Source organism: Actinobacillus vicugnae (assembly GCF_901687125.1).
GTDB classification, from domain to species: Bacteria; Pseudomonadota; Gammaproteobacteria; order Enterobacterales; family Pasteurellaceae; genus Actinobacillus; species Actinobacillus vicugnae.
In genome coordinates this window covers 138,431-158,033 of record NZ_CABFJY010000011.1, presented here as the reverse complement: position 1 = coordinate 158,033, position 19,603 = coordinate 138,431, and the positions used below count along the sequence as shown (strand labels likewise).

General features: G+C 39.4%; 28 protein-coding genes and 3 tRNA genes. 9 read left to right on the top strand and 22 right to left on the bottom strand.

Annotation, left to right across the window (positions count from 1 at the left end):
- Positions 1-75 precede the first annotated feature (75 nt).
- Complete coding sequence (locus F8M47_RS03880) at positions 76-1,158, top strand: extracellular solute-binding protein (RefSeq protein WP_150538879.1); 1,083 nt, start codon at positions 76-78, stop codon at positions 1,156-1,158.
- A gap of 185 nt (positions 1,159-1,343) precedes the next feature.
- On the opposite strand, the gene gdhA is transcribed toward F8M47_RS03880, so the two are convergent.
- The 3 genes from gdhA to yejK form a co-directional block, all read right to left on the bottom strand.
- On the bottom strand, positions 1,344-2,684 hold the full coding sequence (gdhA, locus tag F8M47_RS03875; RefSeq protein WP_150538878.1) for an NADP-specific glutamate dehydrogenase: 1,341 nt from the start codon (positions 2,682-2,684) through the stop codon (positions 1,344-1,346).
- Positions 2,685-3,026: 342 nt separating this feature from the next.
- The gene (gene bamE, locus F8M47_RS03870) at positions 3,027-3,371 is read right to left on the bottom strand and encodes an outer membrane protein assembly factor BamE (RefSeq protein ID WP_150538933.1); all 345 of its coding nucleotides are present in this window, start codon (positions 3,369-3,371) and stop codon (positions 3,027-3,029) included.
- A 70-nt stretch (positions 3,372-3,441) separates the two neighbouring features.
- Complete coding sequence (yejK, locus tag F8M47_RS03865) at positions 3,442-4,443, bottom strand: nucleoid-associated protein YejK (protein ID WP_150538877.1); 1,002 nt, start codon at positions 4,441-4,443, stop codon at positions 3,442-3,444.
- A 93-nt stretch (positions 4,444-4,536) separates the two neighbouring features.
- Between yejK and F8M47_RS03860 the strand changes: the two genes are divergently transcribed.
- From F8M47_RS03860 to F8M47_RS03850, 3 genes are all read left to right on the top strand, one after another.
- Entirely contained in the window at positions 4,537-4,926 is a 390-nt protein-coding gene (locus F8M47_RS03860; protein WP_150538876.1) for a RidA family protein, read from the top strand.
- A 26-nt stretch (positions 4,927-4,952) separates the two neighbouring features.
- Positions 4,953-5,696, top strand: coding sequence for a peptidoglycan editing factor PgeF (gene pgeF, locus F8M47_RS03855; RefSeq protein ID WP_150538875.1), 744 nt, complete (start codon positions 4,953-4,955; stop codon positions 5,694-5,696).
- Between the two features lie 89 nt (positions 5,697-5,785).
- A tRNA-Ile gene (locus tag F8M47_RS03850) sits at positions 5,786-5,862 on the top strand.
- Between the two features lie 65 nt (positions 5,863-5,927).
- Here F8M47_RS03850 and F8M47_RS03845 read toward each other — a convergent pair.
- From F8M47_RS03845 to F8M47_RS03765, 18 genes are all read right to left on the bottom strand, one after another.
- Positions 5,928-6,944 (bottom strand): tyrosine-type recombinase/integrase, encoded by a 1,017-nt coding sequence (locus F8M47_RS03845; RefSeq protein WP_005616866.1) that lies wholly within the window; start codon positions 6,942-6,944, stop codon positions 5,928-5,930.
- Positions 6,848-7,150: a helix-turn-helix domain-containing protein gene (locus F8M47_RS12435; protein WP_113667366.1), complete on the bottom strand. Its 303-nt coding sequence runs from the start codon at positions 7,148-7,150 to the stop codon at positions 6,848-6,850. Before F8M47_RS12435 ends, F8M47_RS03845 begins: the two co-directional genes overlap by 97 nt.
- 16 nt (positions 7,151-7,166) lie before the next feature.
- Complete coding sequence (locus F8M47_RS03835; protein ID WP_150538874.1) at positions 7,167-7,388, bottom strand: hypothetical protein; 222 nt, start codon at positions 7,386-7,388, stop codon at positions 7,167-7,169.
- Between the two features lie 174 nt (positions 7,389-7,562).
- Positions 7,563-8,831, bottom strand: a complete 1,269-nt coding sequence (locus F8M47_RS03830; RefSeq protein WP_150538873.1) for a DNA cytosine methyltransferase — start codon at positions 8,829-8,831, stop codon at positions 7,563-7,565.
- Between the two features lie 48 nt (positions 8,832-8,879).
- Complete coding sequence (locus F8M47_RS03825; RefSeq protein ID WP_150538872.1) at positions 8,880-9,110, bottom strand: DUF551 domain-containing protein; 231 nt, start codon at positions 9,108-9,110, stop codon at positions 8,880-8,882.
- The gene (locus F8M47_RS03820) at positions 9,094-9,525 is read right to left on the bottom strand and encodes a DUF551 domain-containing protein (RefSeq protein ID WP_150538871.1); all 432 of its coding nucleotides are present in this window, start codon (positions 9,523-9,525) and stop codon (positions 9,094-9,096) included. The genes F8M47_RS03825 and F8M47_RS03820 overlap by 17 nt, the downstream gene beginning before the upstream one ends.
- Positions 9,518-9,976 (bottom strand): nucleoside triphosphate pyrophosphohydrolase family protein, encoded by a 459-nt coding sequence (locus tag F8M47_RS03815; RefSeq protein WP_150538870.1) that lies wholly within the window; start codon positions 9,974-9,976, stop codon positions 9,518-9,520. Before F8M47_RS03815 ends, F8M47_RS03820 begins: the two co-directional genes overlap by 8 nt.
- An 11-nt stretch (positions 9,977-9,987) precedes the next feature.
- Entirely contained in the window at positions 9,988-10,590 is a 603-nt protein-coding gene (locus F8M47_RS03810) for a hypothetical protein (RefSeq protein WP_150538869.1), read from the bottom strand.
- A 3-nt stretch (positions 10,591-10,593) separates the two neighbouring features.
- Positions 10,594-10,752 carry a hypothetical protein gene (locus F8M47_RS12050; protein WP_167509596.1) on the bottom strand — a complete coding sequence of 53 codons (159 nt, stop codon included), beginning with the start codon at positions 10,750-10,752 and terminating at the stop codon, positions 10,594-10,596.
- 37 nt (positions 10,753-10,789) lie between these two features.
- Positions 10,790-11,449 carry a hypothetical protein gene (locus F8M47_RS03805; RefSeq protein ID WP_150538868.1) on the bottom strand — a complete coding sequence of 220 codons (660 nt, stop codon included), beginning with the start codon at positions 11,447-11,449 and terminating at the stop codon, positions 10,790-10,792.
- A gap of 133 nt (positions 11,450-11,582) precedes the next feature.
- A complete protein-coding gene (locus F8M47_RS03800; protein ID WP_150538867.1) occupies positions 11,583-12,380 on the bottom strand; it encodes a YfdQ family protein in 798 nt (265 codons plus the stop codon).
- A gap of 40 nt (positions 12,381-12,420) precedes the next feature.
- Positions 12,421-12,780 (bottom strand): hypothetical protein, encoded by a 360-nt coding sequence (locus F8M47_RS03795; protein ID WP_150538866.1) that lies wholly within the window; start codon positions 12,778-12,780, stop codon positions 12,421-12,423.
- Positions 12,781-12,841: 61 nt separating this feature from the next.
- Positions 12,842-13,156, bottom strand: coding sequence for a DUF6378 domain-containing protein (locus F8M47_RS03790; protein WP_150538865.1), 315 nt, complete (start codon positions 13,154-13,156; stop codon positions 12,842-12,844).
- A gap of 14 nt (positions 13,157-13,170) precedes the next feature.
- Positions 13,171-13,467 carry a hypothetical protein gene (locus tag F8M47_RS03785; RefSeq protein ID WP_150538864.1) on the bottom strand — a complete coding sequence of 99 codons (297 nt, stop codon included), beginning with the start codon at positions 13,465-13,467 and terminating at the stop codon, positions 13,171-13,173.
- Positions 13,457-13,726: a hypothetical protein gene (locus F8M47_RS03780; RefSeq protein ID WP_150538863.1), complete on the bottom strand. Its 270-nt coding sequence runs from the start codon at positions 13,724-13,726 to the stop codon at positions 13,457-13,459. The genes F8M47_RS03785 and F8M47_RS03780 overlap by 11 nt, the downstream gene beginning before the upstream one ends.
- Entirely contained in the window at positions 13,716-13,958 is a 243-nt protein-coding gene (locus tag F8M47_RS03775) for a hypothetical protein (RefSeq protein WP_244298052.1), read from the bottom strand. Before F8M47_RS03775 ends, F8M47_RS03780 begins: the two co-directional genes overlap by 11 nt.
- A 513-nt stretch (positions 13,959-14,471) precedes the next feature.
- Positions 14,472-14,547: transfer RNA gene (locus F8M47_RS03770), tRNA-Arg, on the bottom strand.
- A 2-nt stretch (positions 14,548-14,549) separates the two neighbouring features.
- Positions 14,550-14,651, bottom strand: a tRNA-Ile gene (locus F8M47_RS03765).
- A 751-nt stretch (positions 14,652-15,402) separates the two neighbouring features.
- On the opposite strand from F8M47_RS03765, the gene F8M47_RS03760 reads away from it, so the two are divergent.
- The gene (locus F8M47_RS03760) at positions 15,403-15,999 is read left to right on the top strand and encodes a hypothetical protein (RefSeq protein ID WP_150538862.1); all 597 of its coding nucleotides are present in this window, start codon (positions 15,403-15,405) and stop codon (positions 15,997-15,999) included.
- Between the two features lie 143 nt (positions 16,000-16,142).
- Here F8M47_RS03760 and F8M47_RS03755 read toward each other — a convergent pair whose 3' ends face one another.
- Positions 16,143-16,826: an XRE family transcriptional regulator gene (locus F8M47_RS03755; RefSeq protein WP_150538861.1), complete on the bottom strand. Its 684-nt coding sequence runs from the start codon at positions 16,824-16,826 to the stop codon at positions 16,143-16,145.
- A 134-nt stretch (positions 16,827-16,960) separates the two neighbouring features.
- Here F8M47_RS03755 and F8M47_RS03750 point away from each other — a divergent pair, with 134 nt between their 5' ends.
- Genes F8M47_RS03750 through F8M47_RS03730 form a run of 4 tightly spaced genes read left to right on the top strand, consistent with a single transcriptional unit; the run spans position 16,961 to position 19,590 of the window.
- Positions 16,961-17,173, top strand: a complete 213-nt coding sequence (locus F8M47_RS03750) for a helix-turn-helix transcriptional regulator (protein WP_150538860.1) — start codon at positions 16,961-16,963, stop codon at positions 17,171-17,173.
- Positions 17,174-17,219: 46 nt separating this feature from the next.
- Entirely contained in the window at positions 17,220-18,002 is a 783-nt protein-coding gene (locus F8M47_RS03745; protein ID WP_244298051.1) for a Rha family transcriptional regulator, read from the top strand.
- Entirely contained in the window at positions 17,999-19,063 is a 1,065-nt protein-coding gene (locus tag F8M47_RS12225; protein ID WP_244298050.1) for a conserved phage C-terminal domain-containing protein, read from the top strand. The genes F8M47_RS03745 and F8M47_RS12225 overlap by 4 nt, the downstream gene beginning before the upstream one ends.
- A 2-nt stretch (positions 19,064-19,065) precedes the next feature.
- Positions 19,066-19,590, top strand: coding sequence for a DNA N-6-adenine-methyltransferase (locus F8M47_RS03730; protein WP_150538859.1), 525 nt, complete (start codon positions 19,066-19,068; stop codon positions 19,588-19,590).
- The last annotated feature ends 13 nt before the right edge of the window (positions 19,591-19,603 follow it).

The following is a 19,603-nucleotide window of genomic DNA, read 5'->3' as shown; positions in this document are numbered from 1 at the left end:
AAATCGCCCTCGTCTTTTAAGCCCTTAGACAAGGCTATATTTTTACTCATCTTTTCTTTAACGGAGAAAACTTAAATGAAAAAATTAGCGGGTTTATTTGCAGCAGGTTTAGCCACAGTTGCATTAACAGCGTGTAATGAAGATAAGCCAAAAGCGGCGGACGCAGCGGCTCAACCAGCAGCATCAGGCACAGTTCACCTTTATACTTGGACTGAATACGTGCCTGAAGGCTTGTTAGATGAATTTACCAAGCAAACGGGCATCAAAGTAGAGGTTTCAAGCCTTGAGTCAAACGAAACCATGTATGCAAAATTAAAATTACAAGGTAAAGACGGCGGTTACGATGTTATCGCACCTTCTAACTACTTCGTTTCAAAAATGGCGAAAGAAGGTATGTTAGCGGAATTAGATCACGCTCAACTTCCTGTAATCAAAGAGTTAAACCAAGATTGGTTAAACAAACCTTACGACCAAGGTAACAAATACTCTTTACCACAATTATTAGGTGCGCCAGGTATCGCATTTAACACAAGTGACTACCAAGGTGAAGCGTTTACCTCTTGGGGTGATTTATGGAAACCTGAGTTTGCCAACAAAATCCAGTTATTAGATGATGCACGCGAAGTGTTTAACATTGCGTTATTAAAATTAGGTAAAAATCCAAATACAACTGATCCAGAAGAGATCAAAGCAGCGTACGAAGAATTGAGAAAATTACGTCCAAACGTACTTTCATTCACATCAGATAACCCTGCAAACTCATTTATTGCGGGTGAAGTTTCTGTAGGTCAATTATGGAACGGTTCTGTTCGTATTGCGAAAAAAGAACAAGCGCCAGTAAATATGGTGTTCCCGAAAGAAGGTCCTGTACTTTGGGTTGATACATTAGCAATTCCTGCAAATGCGAAAAACAAAGAAAATGCACATAAGTTAATTAACTACTTATTAAGTGCGCCTGTGGCAGAGAAATTAACGTTAGAAATTGGTTACCCAACTTCAAACGTTGAAGCATTAAAAACATTACCAAAAGAAATTACTGAAGATCCAGCAATTTATCCAACCGCTGAAGTGTTACAAAAATCACAATGGCAAGATGATGTTGGTAATGCAATTGAGCTTTACGAAAAATACTATCAAGAGTTAAAAGCGGCAAAATAATCTGCTAGTTTAACTCGTCAGCCCTCGAAGAGTAATTTTCGAGGGCTTTTTGTATTGATAAGCGGTCGAATTTTCACAAGAATTTGCAATGCGCTAGGCTCACTTTAATTTGAAGGAGAGAGAAGAGGGGAATGAATGATTGGCACAAAAATAAACCCTCCGAAGAGGGCTTATTTTAAGAGAAGTTAAACAATGCCTTGTTCTAACATTGCAGTTGCAACTTTTTTGAAGCCTGCGATATTTGCACCGTTTACATAGTTCACATAACCGTCTGCTTCTGTACCGTTTTCCACACAGTTTTGGTGGATTGCAGTCATGATATTAAATAGACGTTGATCGACTTCTTCACGAGTCCATGATAAGCGAATTGCGTTTTGGCTCATTTCTAAACCTGAAGTTGCTACGCCCCCAGCATTTGCTGCTTTACCTGGTGCATAAAGAATTTTTGCAGCGATAAACACTTCAACGCCTGCTAATGTGGTTGGCATATTTGCGCCTTCAGCCACACAGAAACAGCCATTTTTCACTAATTCTTTTGCATCTTCACCATCTAACTCATTTTGTGTTGCGCATGGAAGTGCGATATCACATTTTACGCCCCATGGTTTTTGACCTTCAAAGTATTGAATACCTTGTTCTTGTGCATATACAGATAAACGTTCACGGCGTACATTTTTCAATTCTAATAAATCCGCTAATTGTTTTTCAGTCATACCTGAATCAGGGAAGAGTACATAACCGTTCGAATCTGATACTGTTAATACCTTCGCACCTTTTTGAATCGCTTTTTCTGCCGCATATTGTGCTACGTTACCAGAACCAGAAATCACAACACGTTTACCGTCAAAGCTTTGACCTTTAGTTGCTAACATTGCATCTGCAAAGTAAACCGCACCGTAACCTGTTGCTTCTGGACGAATTAAGCTACCGCCCCAAGTAAGGCTTTTACCTGTTAAAACAGAAGTAAATTCGTTACGTAATTTTTTATATTGACCGTACATATAGCCGATTTCACGGCCACCTACACCAATATCACCTGCAGGTACGTCTGTATCAGCGCCAATGTGACGAGACAATTCAGTCATAAATGCTTGGCAGAAACGCATTACTTCGGCATCAGATTTACCTTTCGGATCGAAATCTGAACCACCTTTACCGCCACCCATTGGAAGCGTTGTTAAAGCATTTTTAAATACTTGTTCAAATGCTAAGAATTTTAAAACACCTAAATCTACCGTTGGATGGAAACGAATACCGCCTTTATAAGGACCAATCGCAGAGTTCATTTGAACACGGTAACCACGGTTTACTTGTACCTGACCTTTGTCATCAACCCAAGTGACACGGAAGGTAATAACACGTTCTGGTTCAACAATACGTTCTAGAATACCTTGTTGAGTATATTGTGGGTTTTTCGCAAGGAAAGGCGCTAATGAACCGAAAACTTCTTCCACCGCTTGGTGGAATGGTGCTTGGTTAGGATCACGTTGTTTGATTTTTTGGAACAATGCGTTTAAATCGCTCATAAAATACTCCTGTTTATCATTTAAAATGAAAAATATTTATCAAATGTTGTGTTTTTGATGTGGATTGGAGTCTATCAAGCAATTTTTAATTTGAAAAGATGTAATTAGAAAAATTTATCAAATAAATTACAAAAATTTAGTAGATGGTTAAAATTTGTTCTTTTTTGTAATTTGTTATGATTATAAATTCGTGATTTTTCAGCAAAAGAGGTCGTATCTGATGGTTAAAATAGAAAAACGAGCCTTTTGATTAAAAAAAACTAATGAATCTGTTTTGGATTATAAAATTTAATGGATTGTTATGCTTAACGCTAAAAAAGCCCACATAAGTGGGCTAATCTATTATTCAGCTTGAGCTGTAATTGGCTTGTCTAATTTGATATCGCTAACCAAACCTTGATTATCGAAGTAAACAAATAATGTATGTTGAATAGGATCGTTGTAGCCTTCACGCTGAATAAACACATAATCCCAACGGTTTTGTGCAAAAGTATCTTGTAAAACAGGCGTACCAAGTAAATATTGTACTTGTGTCTTATTCATGCCGATTTTTACTTGATCAATTTTATCTTGCTCTAGGTAGTTGCCTTGTGGCACATCAATACGATACACAACCTTTTTTACTGTAGAACAAGCAGTAACACCTACAGCAAGCAGAGCGATAGCTAAAAGAGATTTCATTTTCATCATATTTATTGACCTTTAAATTGTTCCAAATGATTGGATAGATAATACCCAAACTAATAAAAATTTTCCATTACTTATTACGTTCTAGTTGGTCACGCAAGTTGGCTGGTAACCCTTTGATTGTCAACGTATCGTTTAGTTCATCCCAAATTAGACGTTCACCAAGCAATTCGGCGTTAAAACTAATCGTAACACCTTTACCAGAGCCAGAATATTTGGTTAAAGTCTTTAACGCATTTCGAACAGGAGGGATGTTTTCTTCCAATCCGTATTCTTGATCTTGGGTAAATTGCGCAAAATTTACTTCATTCAGCGTTGGTAATGCTTCGGATAATTCACTTAAGGCAATTTCTTCACCGTTATTAATCTGACCTTTGCAATATTCGAAGACTTGTTTTTTCACTTCACGAGTTTGTGGTGCAGATAATTCCCCTTGATCACAATAATCACTTACCGCTTGTAAAAGCGTTTGATTTTGTAGCTGTGGGTTGAAACCTTCTTCCGCACTCAGGAAATCCATAAAGAAATCCGCAATCTTTCTACCCACACGTCCTTTAATAAAGGTGAGATAGCGGTTTGACTGAGCATTAAGTTTTAATTCCGTAAGATTGATACGGCAAGCAATATCGTATTGAGTAATATCTAAATATTCGGTGCGTTTTATCTCTAGCTGGTCATCTACCAACATAGAAGTGCGGCTATCAATAAGCGCAATAAATAAGTAGTCGGTCGCTAAAAAGTTATAACGACAAAGAATAAATGTGCCCCCTGAAGCAAAAGGATATTTTGCTAATTCAGTTGAGAGCATTTTGGCACAACTATGGCTGAACGGTAAAAAATCCGTTTCTTGTTCTAACAAGCGGTTCAGTTGCTGAGCGAAAACCGATTCAGTTTTGAATACGCCATAAGCTTTTGCTTTGCTTTGATAGGCTTGATGAAGTTGTAACATCATTTGCTCAACTTCAGGACTAATGGCAAGTAAATTATCGCGAAGCACCGTATTAAGCTCAGGTGTTTCAGCTTCCGTTTGGTGAAGCTGATGAAGGACAATTTCAGTAACGTTAATGCTCATGCTATTTCTCTTTGAGATTAGGGGTGGAAATAAAAGGTGGGAGATATTATCATTAAACGCAATATTTTTCATTACCCAAAGAAGGAATTCATTATGACTAAAGTGATTCACACAGAAAAAGCGCCAGCGGCAATTGGTCCTTATGTACAAGCGGTCGATTTAGGCAATCTTGTTTTAACCTCGGGACAAATTCCAGTTAATCCGCAGGCAGGCGAAATTCCTGCGGATATTGTTCAACAAGCTCGCCAATCATTAGAAAACGTGAAAGCCATTATTGAACAAGCAGGTTTAACCGTAGCGGATATTGTAAAAACGACCGTTTTTGTAAAAGACTTAAATGATTTTGCAGCGGTAAATGCTGAATATGAAGCGTTTTTCCGTGAAAATAATCATCCCGCATTTCCAGCGCGCTCTTGCGTAGAAGTTGCGCGTTTACCAAAAGATGTCGGTTTAGAAATTGAAGCCATTGCAGTACGCAAATAAGCGGTCATTTTTAGAGAAAATTTTACATGAAAAACATCACGCCAAATTGGAATGCACCAGCACATATTCACGCATTTACCAGTGTAAGAACGGGCGGTGTAAGCCAAGCACCTTTTGATAGCTTTAACTTAGGCGATCACGTTGGAGATAATCCTACGGATGTACAACGCAATCGTGAATTATTAGTAACGCAATTTGGATTACCTCATTTCCCCGTATTTTTAACTCAAACGCACAGCACGCGAGTTATTCGACTGCCTTACGATGGCGAGAATTTGGAAGCGGATGCCGTTTACACCAATCAGCCGAATCAGGTTTGTTTAGTGATGACAGCAGATTGTTTACCCGTGTTATTTTATAGCAAAGATGGCACCGAAATTGCAGCTGCGCATGCGGGCTGGCGAGGCTTATGCGATGGTGTATTAGAAAATACGGTTGCGGAATTTAATTGCGATCCTGCTGAAATTAGTGCTTGGTTAGGGCCTGCGATTGGACCTAATGCTTTCCAAGTCGGTAAAGAAGTGATTGAACAATTTTGCGCCTTTGATCCGCAAGCGGAGCAAGCCTTTGTCGCAGATACTTCTACAAGCGGTAAATTTTTAGGCAATCTTTACCAAATTGCAAAACAGCGTTTGCAGAAATTAGGGCTCAAAGCAATTACGGGGGGCGAACACTGTACTTTCACCGAGCAGGCACAATTTTTCTCTTATCGACGAGATAAACAAACGGGCAGAATGGCGAGTTTAATTTGGTGGGCAGATAAACTTTGATTTATTATTGAGTATGTTTTTTATGCGAGCGTTCGTCTAGTGCTAGACGGACGCCTCAAATTTCCCTATAATTCAAACACTTCTCTTATCCCCCCTTAGCTCAGTCGGTTAGAGCAGGCGACTCATAATCGCTTGGTCACTGGTTCAAGTCCGGTAGGGGGGACCATTAAACCCATTTATATTTCAATAGTTTATATAGATTCTCATTTTTTAACTCCTTGTGTAAAATAGCTACTGTGACGTAAACGTGACGTGATTTGCGTAGTCCAACATGTGATTAGCGTTCAAGTGAGCATACTTTCTTACCATTTCAAGGGTCTCCCAGCCTCCCATTTCTTTTAATGTGAATAATGGTGTGCCGGCTTGTACGTGCCAACTTGCCCAAGTATGGCGGAGATCGTGAAAGTGAAATGATGGCATACCTATTTTTTCACACGCCTGCCTAAAGTCACGTCTATCAATATCTCCGATAGCGTGTCCCGTGGAACATCTCACGAATACGTACTTAGATTTTGACTTAGTCTTGATTTGCTGTAATAAATCAATGGCTTTGTTGTTCAATGGTAGCGATCTTGCTTTGCCGGATTTAGCTTTATCATTACTGACAATTGCTAAATTTTTTGCAAAATTGACCTTATCCCAAGTTAAAGTTAGAATCTCACTCATGCGTGCGCCAGTAAGTAGTGCAAATGTACAGACGTTACGCATCCATTCTAGCTTTAGAGAATTAATTAATTCTGCTGCTTGAGATTTTTCCAGCCAGCTAACCCTAACTTTGGGTTCGTTTTTTCGCATAATAAAAGGGATTTTTTCAACCCATCCCGCTTTATGCGCAAGTGAAAAAATTCTCAGCAGACTTGAACGGTATCTATTTTGCGTTGCCGGCGAAAGTGGCTTATTTCGCCGATGGCAAAATGTTGGAATCGCATTAATGAGTTCTTCGCTCGTTAAAGATTTCAGAGTTCGACCATGAAAACGTTCTCTAAAATATTGTGCGTGCGCTTGTTTGCTATCAAATCGTTTTTGGCCCTGACCGTCTTTCAGAAATAGCAATAATGCTTCCTCAAAGTATCGGTCAGGTGATTTATTCAGAATTTCGACATCCCATAATTGGGATTTTAATTTGTCATGAAATTCTTGAGCCTGTTTTTTTATTGCCGTTTTAGAAGAGCGTCTAATTCTGCTTCCGCTTGGCGTAACAACATCAACCCACCAGATTGCGCTGTCTTTTCGTTTGTAGATCGACATAAATTATCCTTCTTTCGACCTACAGAGATAACCTGCAAATCATTATCGACGTGTTGTTTATGTTTTTCAAGATCGGAGCGATAAATTCTCCACACTCTCGATCCTTGCATTTTAAATGCACCCCAGCGAAATCTATTGTTATAAACAGTTCTATAACTTAGATTAAGTAGCGCCGCAACATCTTGTAAAGATAGAGTTTGCTCCATTTTTACTCCATTAATATTACCATCTTGGTGTTTTTCTTAAGATATCCGGTACTTCAACGATTTGTAACTGTTCCGGTTTCACGTTTTTATATTTTACCCAATATTGGCAAATTTCTAATGCTTCGCCTTGAGTGACGGTTTTTCTTGTTTCTCTCAAAACTGTCCACTCATTCTTAAATTCTGCTTCAAGCACGATATATCGCTTACCATCCATTACTTGCAATTCGTTTCTAAACATATCGCCCCCGATCAATTAGCCAAAGCCGGATATTCAGGATCATCAGTTTTTCGTCACGCTCTCGTTCATGCAGAGTGTGTAATAGCCAAACTATACGCACGAGGGATAACTCAGCTATTAATAACCATAAATTTGTATCGTTCATATTTGTACTCTTAAACCTCGGTACGGTAATTATTTGAGATAATCAGCAACTCTTTCACCAATCCATTTCATTACAGGCACAGCCATTGAATTTCCAATGGCTTTATAGCGAGGGCTGTCAGGACAGTCTTTTGCGGTTTTATTTCGGTAAGGTATTTTGGTGTAATCGTCAGGAAAACCTTGTAAGCGTTCACACTCTTTGGGTGTGAGTTTACGTAGGATGTATTGATTGCAGACTGCATGAACATCAGTAGCAGTCAATGTATAGCTGATACCACTTTCATCAAATCCGTTACCATTTCCGCCATTTTCAGGTTTTCTACCAATGGTATTCCCGGCAAGAACAATGCAAGGTACATTGTTTCCGCCAGTTCCCATTCTTGATTTTAAGGTAGGGAAAAGAGGCTGTTCCGCAACTCGAACAGCTTCAGCACCTTTGATTTCAAATAACACATTTTCTTGTCCGTTATTTCTACCTAAACAATGAGAAATTTTCGTGTTAATGATAGGATCTTGCGTGCCGTGAACAACAAATATTTCAGATCCGCCACCTAAAACACCTCCACAAGCCTTAAGTGTTCCACCTATATTGGATTGGCGGTAACTTCCAAAGCTGCTTTCAATATAGGTGGTAGTGTTTTCTTCCTCCTGCTTGCTCGAGTTAAAATCCCCTCGCAAGCCTTTTGGCTCAATGAGTATTTGGGCGACACTTCGTTTTCTAGCACTTGCCACAAGGAACACTCTCTTGCGTCGTTGTGCGACTCCGAAGTATTGAGCATTGAGGACTCGCCACGAGATAGCTCTGGCTGAATGCACATAACCAGCGTTTGTCCATTTATTCCCTGTTGGTTGTAATGGCTGATGTTCTTGAGCCAATCCAGCCAGAAAGTGTCCGAAAGCGTTGTCCTTGGTGGATAAAACACCCGGCACGTTTTCCCACACAAGTACGCAAGGTTGTTTTCCGTCTGAGAGTCGGACATAATCAATAGCCTCCAAAATGTGAATAAGGGTTAATGTTAAGTTACCTCTATCATCGTTTAAACTTTCACGTTTGCCAGCCACGGAAAATGCTTGGCAAGGTGTACCACCGACTAAAACATCAGGTGCGGGAATTTCACGATTGAGGATTTTAGGAACTAAGGCGGTCATATCGCCTAGATTTGGAATATCAGGATAGTGATAAGCAAGCACGGCACAAGGAAAAGGTTCAATTTCAGAAAACCAAACTGGCTTTCCGATACCTTTCCAAGCAACCGATACAGCCTCAATACCTGAACATATTGAGCCGTAGGTGAACATTTTTTATTCCATAAATAAAAAAACGCACTTTATAGTGCGTCTTCAAAATTATTTCTTCGCTGGCATTGGCGGAAGTGGTTGCCAGTGGGTTACTTTGCCACATTCGCCATTATCTGAATAAAATCTATTTCCGTTGATCATATAACCTATAAAAATCTCTACATAGTCTTCGAAATCGGATTTATAGCCATATAACAATAAGTTTTCAGATTTTATTCCGCAGTCAAGCTCAGGTTTTTTGTCTTTAACACTAATCCAGCCGTTATTTTCTTTTTCCATTTTTAACCTCCTTAGGTGGTTCTGGAAATTTCATCCAATATAATATCTCGTCATCGCTGTAACAGCTCCATCCTTCCCAAGATTCATAATCTAGCGTAGTCACTTGTCCGTCATCCAAAACAACAAGATAAGTGCCGTCATATTCCGGTCGAGTACTCTCGTTATTATTCCAACTATGCAACGGTCGCCAACTTACAACATCATTGATACTACATGAACTATCTATCTCGGGAATATAGACAAAACGCTTGAGACAATTACCGTCTTCATCGTAAAAATATTCTTCATCTTCGGCAAATTCACGATCTATCGCTTTATAGCTTAAATAGCCAAGCCATTCATGTGACTGATTCATACCTTTTAACTTGATCGTAAAGTAACAAATTTCACCGAAACGTGGTAATTCTTTAGTCATTTTCTAAATCCTTTTTAATAAATTTAGCGAGTTCCGGCTTGAAATAATTCTTGCCTTTTGCAATTTTTCCGTGTTCGTTAAACACTGGTTTACCATCTTCAAACTTGCTGTCATTGCTGTTGGCTACTTCTTGCAGCGCTCCTTGAATATCCATACCGAACATATGCGCTACGCCGATAGCTGTTACAATTTGATCGCATAAGGCATCGAGCAACTCAATTTTGTCAAAATTACTCATACCAGAAATAACATCGTTATAACTTGTTCTATTTTTCATTTTTTCCGATAAAAAATACAATTCATCGCCCTCACTGAATCCTCCCAAACTCATGAGCATCTCACAGACTTCCTCGAGGTGGCAACCTAGCTGCACTCGCTGATTATCAATCGTTGGATTCGGTACTGCGGTTTTAAACCAACTTTCAATTTGATTAATGGTGTTCTGTTTCATTTTCTTCTTCCTTATTTTTTACTTACCACCTTGTTAAATTCACGTGTTGCCCAAGCGATAGCTTGTACGCACCACTTGAAATGGTGAGAATACACATTAAAATCATCCAAACATATATCATTAAGTGCATCGCTCAACGGGTCATAGCTAATTCCTACAAACCATTGCTCAACTTCAAACTGATTTGAAAAATCCACAAATTCAATCGAATCTTCGAATTCCATTAACAGCGCATCTTGCTCGCATTCTTCTAGTTCAGTGGCGTATTCTTCAATATTGGTCCGAATAATATTTTCTGCGCTTTCGCTATCAAATTTTCTGATGTGTGCATTGGTATCTTCCGCTAGGCATTTTTCTGCTAAATAATCGAAGGAGAGAGCAGATTCATTTTGCGAGAAAAACTCATAGGGGTTTACCAAACGCCCAAAAGCGTAATCCCCCATATCTCCAGTAATAATCACTCTATTAGCAGCATAAATCACTGTGAAAGATTGGTTGATTTCGTTTGGCTTGGCACAGCGAAAAATTTTAGCGTTATCCGTATTTTCAATTACGGTAATTTTATGTTCGGCGACATCCGCTAAAAAGCTTTCATTAAATTTCAACTTGCTCATAGTCTAATCCGCCAAAATTGCCCAACAAGTTAGCGCCATTACTAATAGCACTGATATTACTTGAGCGCCGAAAACGCCTGCATTTAATCCGATGAAATATAAATTTGACGTAAACACACCGCTTAATAGAAAAAATAATGACTTCCATTTGTTGGTATTCATTTGCTTACCCTCTTCAAAAACAACAAAACCGCTATTTCTAGCGGCCTTCGTATTGTTTACCTGTGATTGCTTCGATGACTTTTATTACATCTTGTTTTGAATTGTAATATCTTCCATTGACTCGCATTGATGCATGTCGGTTAAAAGGTTTAACTTCTTCCACTTTAAATTCGCCTGTCAAAGCGTCAGCAGCTAGCATATAAACTATATCGCTATTATTTTTAAAGCTGGTTATTGGCTTAGGCAGTTGTAAACTATTAGTTGATAACTGCGGTTCAGGGTCTTTCCACATTGCACACTTCTCAAGCTCATTCAAATGCACTTGACCTAACACAAATGCACCACTTAAGGCTTCCACAATATATTCATGCGTTTCTGTTTTTCGGTTGCTGTAATATATATAACAAGGCTCACCGCTGTAATTAATACATTCCCCTTTCAAAGCTCGATCTAAGTCAAATGGCTCCGGTTTGTCTTGCCATAAACCAATAATATCGAAATGAGCTTGCTTATTTTCTCTGTACTCAAAAACACTCTGAAATGGTTTAAAATCATCAACCGAACCATCATCGTTATAAAAACACCACCAAGTGTGGTCGGATCTCGCGTTTTTACCTAAAAATTTAGCTTTTTGACCCGTTCTAGTCACACCAAAAGCGCCATTCAAAATAGCTTGTTTGTCATTTTCACTTAACATATTGGCCCCTCAATTTCTTATTTGTTCTTCCACAAAGTCCAATGCTCTCTGACTGCAATTAAAATTTTAATGCTATAAAACAAAACCGCTTGAACTTTCGAACAAGCGGTCTGTTTTCAGTCAAAATTTACGATTACGCTAAATTGCCTTCGTAAAAATCTACATCAGGAATGTTTGATTTCAGATTTTCAATCGTTGTCTTAAACGCATCTTCAATCACTTTTTCAGGATTGATGAGTTCATACCATAAGGTTAATAAACCATCTTTAATACGATAACGAATGCGAGCCTTAATTTGGTAGTAGTCGCCATTGTGGAATGGTTGCAAACCTAAGATGATTTCTTCTGGCAAGCGTGTTTTACCACCACCACTTTTTTCATCTGTGAATGCGAATGACATTGTGCCGTCTTGTAAACGTTGTACCGACTTGAACTCAGATTTACGAGTTTCTTCAAAGGTAAGCACCATCGCCAGCAATTCAGTACCGCTTACTACGTTGCCTTCACTTGCTACGCAATGAATGTTGTTTTCAATGAACTGCGCAAATTCAATTTGGCTCATTGCACTTTTATTTTTACCAGCCCAAGCCTTCCAGTCTTTCGAGTGCGGGCAAGTGTAGCTTGCTGTATGGTCACCCCAACGGGCTGCTTGCGGATTTGCGTGGTAATCAAAGATAGTTTGTACGTTCAGTGAATCCAAGTCGCAAAAAATAGCTGTACCGGCAATTTTGAATTTATTGGTGTAATCAATAAGAGATTGTGAAGTGGAGACCGTAACCGCTTGGCGAATACGATTTGGTGTTGGTTGTAAATGTTCTAATGATTTGATTTCAAAATCATCACGGGTAAGAATTGCCGGTGTACCTGCTAATTCGCCAACATTCAAACCATTTGAAGCTAGGCTTGCGATTTCTTTGATAATTTTTTCCATATAATAGGATCCTTCTTATATAAAGTTAGTTAATTAATGATTATGCTGCGGCAGTTGCTAAAACTTTTAAGCTACCTTTCGGTTTTTCTTCAACCGCCTTTAATTCCATTTTAAGCTGATTCGGGTCATCAAATAACACATCACCGCTTGCTGTTGAGAATACAATGCTTTCTTCACGATCAAGTTCAGGGATTTTACGGCTGACTTTCGGTGTGATTTTGATTGAATCTTCGGTACGAGTATTCAGCATAGCAACATTCAGAGTCAGTGTAATTGAACCTTGCTTACGAGTTTGGCGGACGGCTTTGACGACTTCAGCGAGTACATTGGTTAATTCATCGTTAAGTTCTCCACGGTTAAGTTTAGATAATGTTTGATCGAATGGGGTTAAGTTGCTCATGTTGTTTCTCCATGTTGGATTGATTGTTGATTTGGTTAATAAAAAACCGCCGGTTGGCGGTTTATTTGTCGTCATATTTGGTTTTGATGGTCGCACCTGTAATTTCCGTTGTTGCAGGTTTCTCCGGTTCAAAAAGCCCACCACCCAATAATGCGTAGCCGGCAATGTCTTGATAGTTATCTTGATGATTTGCTCCGTTGTTTAGAATTCGGGCAATTTTGAATAACATCATTTCGACCGCAGTTTGTTGTTGCCAAGTGAGCTTTTCGGCGTGTTTATCGCTGACTTTTCGTAAACCGCCGTAGATTTCGCAAAAGCCCTCATAGCTGCCGTGCTGTGCTTGGCGTTCGTTCAAAATGTCTTGTGTAGATTGCATTTTTTTACCTATTGTTAGTTAATATCAGTCAATGTCAGCGTTTGATAAACGCATCTATGATGTTTGCCGAATGTGCCGTCCATCTTCTTGACGTAGCCGTAAATCTTAAACTCTACGCCATCTGATAAAATACGGTTAATAACAATGTTGAATACTTTAATTTCGCTTTTACCAAGCGGCACAAGATCGCCAATTTTTACCGGTGAAATTGTAAGCACAGCGTCAATCTGTAATTGCTCAACATATTTAAACTGGCGATCAAGTTCTTTGCGTGCTTCGATTAGTTGTAGCAGAGTATTTCTAGCGTTCATTTTTCTTTCCTTTTGGCGTTTTAAGCATTGGCGGCGGAGGCGGTTCTTTATAGTGAACCCAAGCATAAACACGTTCAGCACTCTCACGTTCTTTCATTCGAGCATCAAAATCAAATTCATGCTTCATTGCGTCATAATTACTAAGCGTTACGAGCCGGTTTATACCAAGTGATTCGTTCTTGATGGTCACAACTACAAGATAGTTACCGCTTTTAATCGGTCGTTTCTGCGGATATAAATTCCAGTCATCAATAGCCATTGTTAAGTCCTTCGTTATTTACAAATTCGATTGGTGTTGTTTGTGGGTATTGGCATTTGAGGTTTTTTACGAAAAATTGACCACTTTCAACCCACTCCATTGTGCCGCCTTTCTGTTGGCAATGAATGGAATCAACCAATTCTTTGCCGTCTAGATCTTTTGTTGTTACGATCTGCCCTCCGAGAAACATAGCGGCGCTAAGAGCAAGAAGGGAGATTGATAAATTACTCATAATATTGTCCTCGAAGGGATGATTTGGTTAAAAAAAAGCCCCAATCCAATAACTAGAGAGGGGCGAGGAGGTCATTACCTAAGGAAATGAATCGGTCGTTTTAAAGTTTCAGCCGATCAACTTGCCATTTAGAACCGCTCTAACTCGGGCAGAGTGCAAACAAGAAAGAACCCGAGTGGAGACTCTAGAGCGGTTTTAAATAGCGCCTGTTTTACCCAAACAGGCAAGGGGAACTTACAAATCAATCAAAACAGAGATAAATGATTTACATACCATCCTCCTTATTCAACTTACATACATACGCATTTAAAACAATGAACGACAATCCATAACCATTCATTAGAAAGCGCACTAAAGGAGTTTTACAAGCACTTTGACAACGACAATAACGGAGTACCTCCAGTGCGCTTTCTGATAAATACCGCCACCGTGAATGGCGGTATGATTATCGGATATAAATGTCAAATTACGGTGTTCCCACCTATAAGCACACTCAAAGAATATGCTTATAGGTGGCGACTGCAGAGGGATTCGAACCCTCATCCCACCGCTTAGAAGGTGGTTGCTCTATCCATTGAGCTATGCGATCGTTGGTGCTAGGCGTGGGAATCGAACCCACATTACATCAGTTATCTGCTGATTGCTTTCCGGAGTTATAAGTTCCGTCCTATGGCCAATATTAGCAAGCCTAGCATTGGTGACTGTGATTATTTATACTTGCCACAGTCAGCAAGAAGAGTCTTACATACATTCGGGATAATCAGTCCCAATTTAATACTTCTCCTGAAGTCGCTCACTTGTGATTAAATCAAGAGCCACTTTCAAATCCTGTGAAAGTGCCGTAGGATGCTTGTCTCTCCAAGCTGTCACGCCTTTAGCTAACGTTTGCTGTCTGTTGCTTTCCCATTTTTTACCAACTGGAAAACAGACCAAACGGTGTGGTTCTGTCGCCCGCCCAGCTTTGCCATACTGTCGGGTGCCGCTTATATCCGTATCCGATTATCGGAATGTGATTGCTTAGAACATTGAATACCAGTGTTGCGCGTTTAGCTCTTTACACCTTGCGAGTGCACTGCCTAAACATTCATTCCCTCTATGAATGAAGCGTTGAAGTTTACTTCTTGCGGTCTAAATATTCGTTCGCATAAGCACCAAATTGTTAAAGAGCGTTGCAGTTTGTTTTGCTGTACTGCGTTTTGATGTGTGTATTATCACGATTTGTGTTTTATAAGTCAATAACAAATTGTGATTTATTTATCTGATATTTATCACAAATTGTGATAAATTGTTGATTTTTAAAGGAAATAATTTTTTTGCGGATTGGTTTGATTGATTGTTTTTTAATCTATTGAGTGGTTTTAGAAGTGATTCTGAGAGAATGATCACGGAATAAAATTCGCTTTTTCATTAGAATGAAAAAGATTTTTATACCTAAGGAGTTTTTATGAAAAAATTATTAATTGCTTTATTGTGTGTGCCGTCCTTATCTTTGGCACAAGTAACAGGGGACAGTTGCAGCAAGATTGAAGACAGTACGAAACGTCTTGAATGCTATGATGGTGTTTTTATGAAAAAAGAGCAGAAGGCTAATGAGGAAAACGTAGAAAAAGTGAAATGGGAATATCGTCAGAAAAGAGATGAATTGAGGGATGCAACAACGCATACAGCGACGCTTATTTCTAGTAATACTATTGATTTTGGTTTCCCTTATAATGATTCATCGATGAATTTGACTTTGCGCCAAGATCCTAAATATGGCAATGACGTGATATTTTCTGTAAATGGTCAGTTTAATGGCTGCATGATTGAGAGCTGTAAAATTACGGTAAAATTTGATAGTGAAAAACTGGAAAGCTATCGAATGGTTGGCTCTGATGGTGGTGATAACAGTACGCTATTCATTGAAAATCCAAAATCGATGAAAACTTTTGTTGAGAAGTTGAGAAAATCTAATAAGCTGATTGTAGAAGCGAGTTTTTATAATTATGGTAAGGGACAGTTTACATTTGCTACTCAAGGTTTAGAGTGGAAACATTTTTAGTTGATTGGAAGAGATTAAATAATGCAAGTTTTAATTCCCCCGAATTCGAGGGAATTAAAAACGCATCTGGCTCAAATAGAAAAAGCTACGCATGAACGTAGCTTTTTGACTGTTAATTCGTCAGCGAAATACGGTGTTTAATCTTACGATTCGATAACCGGATCAATCGTTTCAAATGCTGTAAAACGAGAGGCCTTAACAATTGCTCCCACGGTGTGAATATTAACCACTTCATGTTCCGGTAGATTGAATGGCGGATGAGAGTTATTAATACTTGAAAAGCGATATTCACCATCACGGTGCCAATCAAGAGTCTTAATCATATACTGACCCGAAGTAGTGCAAATCAGCACATCATCACCATTCATTGCGGGTGTATTTGGTTCAATCACGATATATTCACCGCTTTTAATGCGTGGTTCCATTGATGAACCTTTGCCACGAACGGCGTAAGCATCAGGATCTGCGCTGTATAAATTGATGTAGCCTGTTCTTAATTCTTCCAATCTTACAGTTTCGTCACGTCCCATTGCTGCTTCACCCACTACTGGGATAATCCCATCCTTTGGTTTTCCTATTATTTCAAGTTCATCGCTACCAAAAGCTAATTCTGAAGGCTCGGTTTTTAATACTGTAGCAATGATTCGAATATCATCTAAATCCGGTACTCTTGCGCTTGTTTCGTAATTCCCTATTCGAGACTGTCCCCATTTAGAACCTTTCTTTCTTGTATCTAATTTTCCGCATAGATCAGCTAATTCTTTTTGGCTTAATTTTTGCGCATTTCGTAAGTCTTTAATTTTTTCGCCAATCGGTTTTGTATTCATAGCATTAGCCCTCTTTGATTTGATGAAATAATAATATCACGAACCGTTATATAAAACTAACGACAAAAAGTGATTGCCATTAATCACTTAATGTGATTAAATTATTTTATTTTAAACACAAAGTGAAATTTAAAATGAATAAACTTGCAGAATTTAGAAATAAGATTGGCATTTCCCAACTGCAATTGGCTCAAGAGCTTAACTGTGGGCAAGGGAGAATTTCCAACTATGAGCTTGGAACAAGAACGCCTTCATTAGCAATTTCAAGAAAACTAGTAGAAGCGTTAAATAAGTTTGGTGCAAATGTATCAATTGATGATGTGTTTCCACCAGAAAACAGGCAATAAAAAACCAGCGCTATATCACTAGCGCTGGTCTTGATAGGAGGCATAAATGCCAGCTTCAATGTACATAAATAGTTTACCGCTTGGCGGACAAAATGCAAGCGGTTTATTAATGAAAAGCACCGAGGTGGCGGAGTTAGTCGAAGCTCGTCACGATAATGTAAAACGCACGATTGAGCGGTGTGCCGAACGGGGCGTTTTTGTTCGCCCTCCAATGGAGGATGAACCGATAGCAGATATGTTAGGACGTGCTCGCACACAAAAAATTTATCGTTTGGGCAAGCGTGAATCATTAATTGTTGTAGCGCAATTATGCCCTGAATTTACCGCAAGAATTATCGACCGCTGGCAAGAGCTTGAAGCTCAGTTACAGCAACAAACACCGGTAATCCCACAAACGTATGCGGAAGCATTACGTTTAGCAGCCGATCAAGCGGAGCAGAATCAAATCTTACAACTTGAGAATAAGCAAAAAACCGAAGAAAACAATGCGCTGAAATCATATTTCGAACCCGGTTTAACACCGGCGCAATTTGTTAAAGGTTTGAACGGTGTAAATAGTAACAAAATCAACGATTATTTGCGCTCAAAGGGTTGGCTCTATAAAGATAAATACAGTTGGCGGGTATTCGCTCACGCTCGAGATAAGTATTTAACCGAATCATTTAAAAGAGTTGAGGTGGATCCTGTATCAAGGATTGAACTCACAGTATATAAACCGGTGTTATTAGAAACCGGTGCTATCAAAATTTTTGAAGACTACATGAAAGGTAAGCTCCCGATGAAATCGGACTGGAACGGAAAATATTATCACAGCAAGGTGGCAGCATGAGATATTCAATACACATTAATCAAGTGCGTTGTCTTGAGTGGGGTATAAAGCCATCTCTTGGCGGTATTGTTGATTTAATCAATCAAGCGTCATCGTGGGCTAAAGCGACCGTTATCAATGGTTTTACATATTATTGGGTGGAGCCAAGTAAAGTGGCTGAAGAGTTACTTGCCGAAGGTTGGAAACGTGATACTGCTCGACGTCACATGAATGCGCTTAAAGATAAAGACATTATAGACATGGTGTTAATGGATGGTAAGTATTATGTACGCTTAACCGATAAGGGCTCTGAGTGGAATCAAATCACCCCAATTCGCGAGGCGGAAAAAAATTCGTCAGGCGAATTAAAATCCGAAGAACAACGAAAAAAAATTCGTGAAGTCGCGGAAAAAAATTCGCCAGATAAATATATACAAGATATTAATAATAATAGAGATCAATCCCCCCTTAATCCCCCTGTGGGGGAAACACAGCTCGAAAGCGTTGCTGTGTTAAATCATTTAAATGACCGCTTGGCGGAATTAAGCGATGTGGTGGGAATCAAATTGCCAAAATTCAAAACCTCGGGTAATTCGCTAAAACTTGCGACGGCTCGCTTGAAGGATTCTACCCGTCAAGATTGCGAACTTGTGATTGATTACCTCGTTGCGAAATGGGGTCGAGATGGAAAAATGCGTGAACATCTTGGGCCTAAAACGATTTTCCGATCTTCGAACTTTGAAGATTACTTGCCGAAAGCAACCGCTTGGGCAGAATCTGGCAGACCGGTAGCGGTAAATGGCAAGTGGGTGAGCGAAGCGGAAGCAAACCGCAAAGCACAAATTGCGGATATGCCATCGGTGGATGAGGTACGAGGCGTTTATCAGCGTTATCTAAGTACGCCGACACTATTCAATCGTACGGATTTTAGAGATCTACGCAAAAAATTCGTGTACTACTGCGTTATCAAAACAAAAAACGCACACCCGACCGAGCATAATATTAATTCCGTGATTGCCGGCAATATCAAAGCCGTGGCGGAGCAAATTCACGATTTACCGATCCCGACATTAGGAGCTTAGCAATGACTGATTTTGACAAAAACACTTGGCAAACACCGCCGGAATGCCGCACTTACGCCAAATACCGGTGGTTAGTAAATTGGGATGGTGCGGCGACAGCAGAGAATGCTATTTGTGAAAGATTTATTACTCCTGAAATTGATTTTCTGAATTTTGACGCGGTTACGCAGATTATCCCAAATCACGCACGAATTTTTATTAATCCGCCATACGGCAGAGGCTATGTTAAAAAATTTGTGCGTCAAGCCATCCGGTTAATGCGTGAGAAGCAATGTTTTATTGTGATGTTGCTCAATGCGGACAAATCTACAGAGTGGTTTCAACTCATTAGAGAAAATGCCACAGAGGTGATCGACATTATCGGGCAAAGAGTTGCGTTTATTAACCCAGTAACCGGCTTGCCGGTGAGTGACAACCCTAAATGGCAGATGTTTGCCGTATTTGACCCATACGCAGAGGGATTTTTAACAAGTTATGTTAGCTATGACAAAATCAAACAGGTTGGGACCAATGATAACAACGCATAAATGCCCTAAATGT

Bases quoted from the DNA above. Each gene is read 5' to 3' on its own strand.
- F8M47_RS03880 (WP_150538879.1), top strand. From the start codon at position 76: ATGAAAAAATTAGCGGGTTTATTTGCAGCAGGTTTAGCCACAGTTGCA.
- gdhA (WP_150538878.1), bottom strand. From the start codon at position 2,684: ATGAGCGATTTAAACGCATTGTTCCAAAAAATCAAACAACGTGATCCT.
- bamE (WP_150538933.1), bottom strand. From the start codon at position 3,371: ATGAAAATGAAATCTCTTTTAGCTATCGCTCTGCTTGCTGTAGGTGTT.
- yejK (WP_150538877.1), bottom strand. From the start codon at position 4,443: ATGAGCATTAACGTTACTGAAATTGTCCTTCATCAGCTTCACCAAACG.
- F8M47_RS03860 (WP_150538876.1), top strand. From the start codon at position 4,537: ATGACTAAAGTGATTCACACAGAAAAAGCGCCAGCGGCAATTGGTCCT.
- pgeF (WP_150538875.1), top strand. From the start codon at position 4,953: ATGAAAAACATCACGCCAAATTGGAATGCACCAGCACATATTCACGCA.
- F8M47_RS03845 (WP_005616866.1), bottom strand. From the start codon at position 6,944: ATGTCGATCTACAAACGAAAAGACAGCGCAATCTGGTGGGTTGATGTT.
- F8M47_RS12435 (WP_113667366.1), bottom strand. From the start codon at position 7,150: ATGGAGCAAACTCTATCTTTACAAGATGTTGCGGCGCTACTTAATCTA.
- F8M47_RS03835 (WP_150538874.1), bottom strand. From the start codon at position 7,388: ATGTTTAGAAACGAATTGCAAGTAATGGATGGTAAGCGATATATCGTG.
- F8M47_RS03830 (WP_150538873.1), bottom strand. From the start codon at position 8,831: ATGTTCACCTACGGCTCAATATGTTCAGGTATTGAGGCTGTATCGGTT.
- F8M47_RS03825 (WP_150538872.1), bottom strand. From the start codon at position 9,110: ATGGAAAAAGAAAATAACGGCTGGATTAGTGTTAAAGACAAAAAACCT.
- F8M47_RS03820 (WP_150538871.1), bottom strand. From the start codon at position 9,525: ATGACTAAAGAATTACCACGTTTCGGTGAAATTTGTTACTTTACGATC.
- F8M47_RS03815 (WP_150538870.1), bottom strand. From the start codon at position 9,976: ATGAAACAGAACACCATTAATCAAATTGAAAGTTGGTTTAAAACCGCA.
- F8M47_RS03810 (WP_150538869.1), bottom strand. From the start codon at position 10,590: ATGAGCAAGTTGAAATTTAATGAAAGCTTTTTAGCGGATGTCGCCGAA.
- F8M47_RS12050 (WP_167509596.1), bottom strand. From the start codon at position 10,752: ATGAATACCAACAAATGGAAGTCATTATTTTTTCTATTAAGCGGTGTG.
- F8M47_RS03805 (WP_150538868.1), bottom strand. From the start codon at position 11,449: ATGTTAAGTGAAAATGACAAACAAGCTATTTTGAATGGCGCTTTTGGT.
- F8M47_RS03800 (WP_150538867.1), bottom strand. From the start codon at position 12,380: ATGGAAAAAATTATCAAAGAAATCGCAAGCCTAGCTTCAAATGGTTTG.
- F8M47_RS03795 (WP_150538866.1), bottom strand. From the start codon at position 12,780: ATGAGCAACTTAACCCCATTCGATCAAACATTATCTAAACTTAACCGT.
- F8M47_RS03790 (WP_150538865.1), bottom strand. From the start codon at position 13,156: ATGCAATCTACACAAGACATTTTGAACGAACGCCAAGCACAGCACGGC.
- F8M47_RS03785 (WP_150538864.1), bottom strand. From the start codon at position 13,467: ATGAACGCTAGAAATACTCTGCTACAACTAATCGAAGCACGCAAAGAA.
- F8M47_RS03780 (WP_150538863.1), bottom strand. From the start codon at position 13,726: ATGGCTATTGATGACTGGAATTTATATCCGCAGAAACGACCGATTAAA.
- F8M47_RS03775 (WP_244298052.1), bottom strand. From the start codon at position 13,958: ATGAGTAATTTATCAATCTCCCTTCTTGCTCTTAGCGCCGCTATGTTT.
- F8M47_RS03760 (WP_150538862.1), top strand. From the start codon at position 15,403: ATGAAAAAATTATTAATTGCTTTATTGTGTGTGCCGTCCTTATCTTTG.
- F8M47_RS03755 (WP_150538861.1), bottom strand. From the start codon at position 16,826: ATGAATACAAAACCGATTGGCGAAAAAATTAAAGACTTACGAAATGCG.
- F8M47_RS03750 (WP_150538860.1), top strand. From the start codon at position 16,961: ATGAATAAACTTGCAGAATTTAGAAATAAGATTGGCATTTCCCAACTG.
- F8M47_RS03745 (WP_244298051.1), top strand. From the start codon at position 17,220: ATGCCAGCTTCAATGTACATAAATAGTTTACCGCTTGGCGGACAAAAT.
- F8M47_RS12225 (WP_244298050.1), top strand. From the start codon at position 17,999: ATGAGATATTCAATACACATTAATCAAGTGCGTTGTCTTGAGTGGGGT.
- F8M47_RS03730 (WP_150538859.1), top strand. From the start codon at position 19,066: ATGACTGATTTTGACAAAAACACTTGGCAAACACCGCCGGAATGCCGC.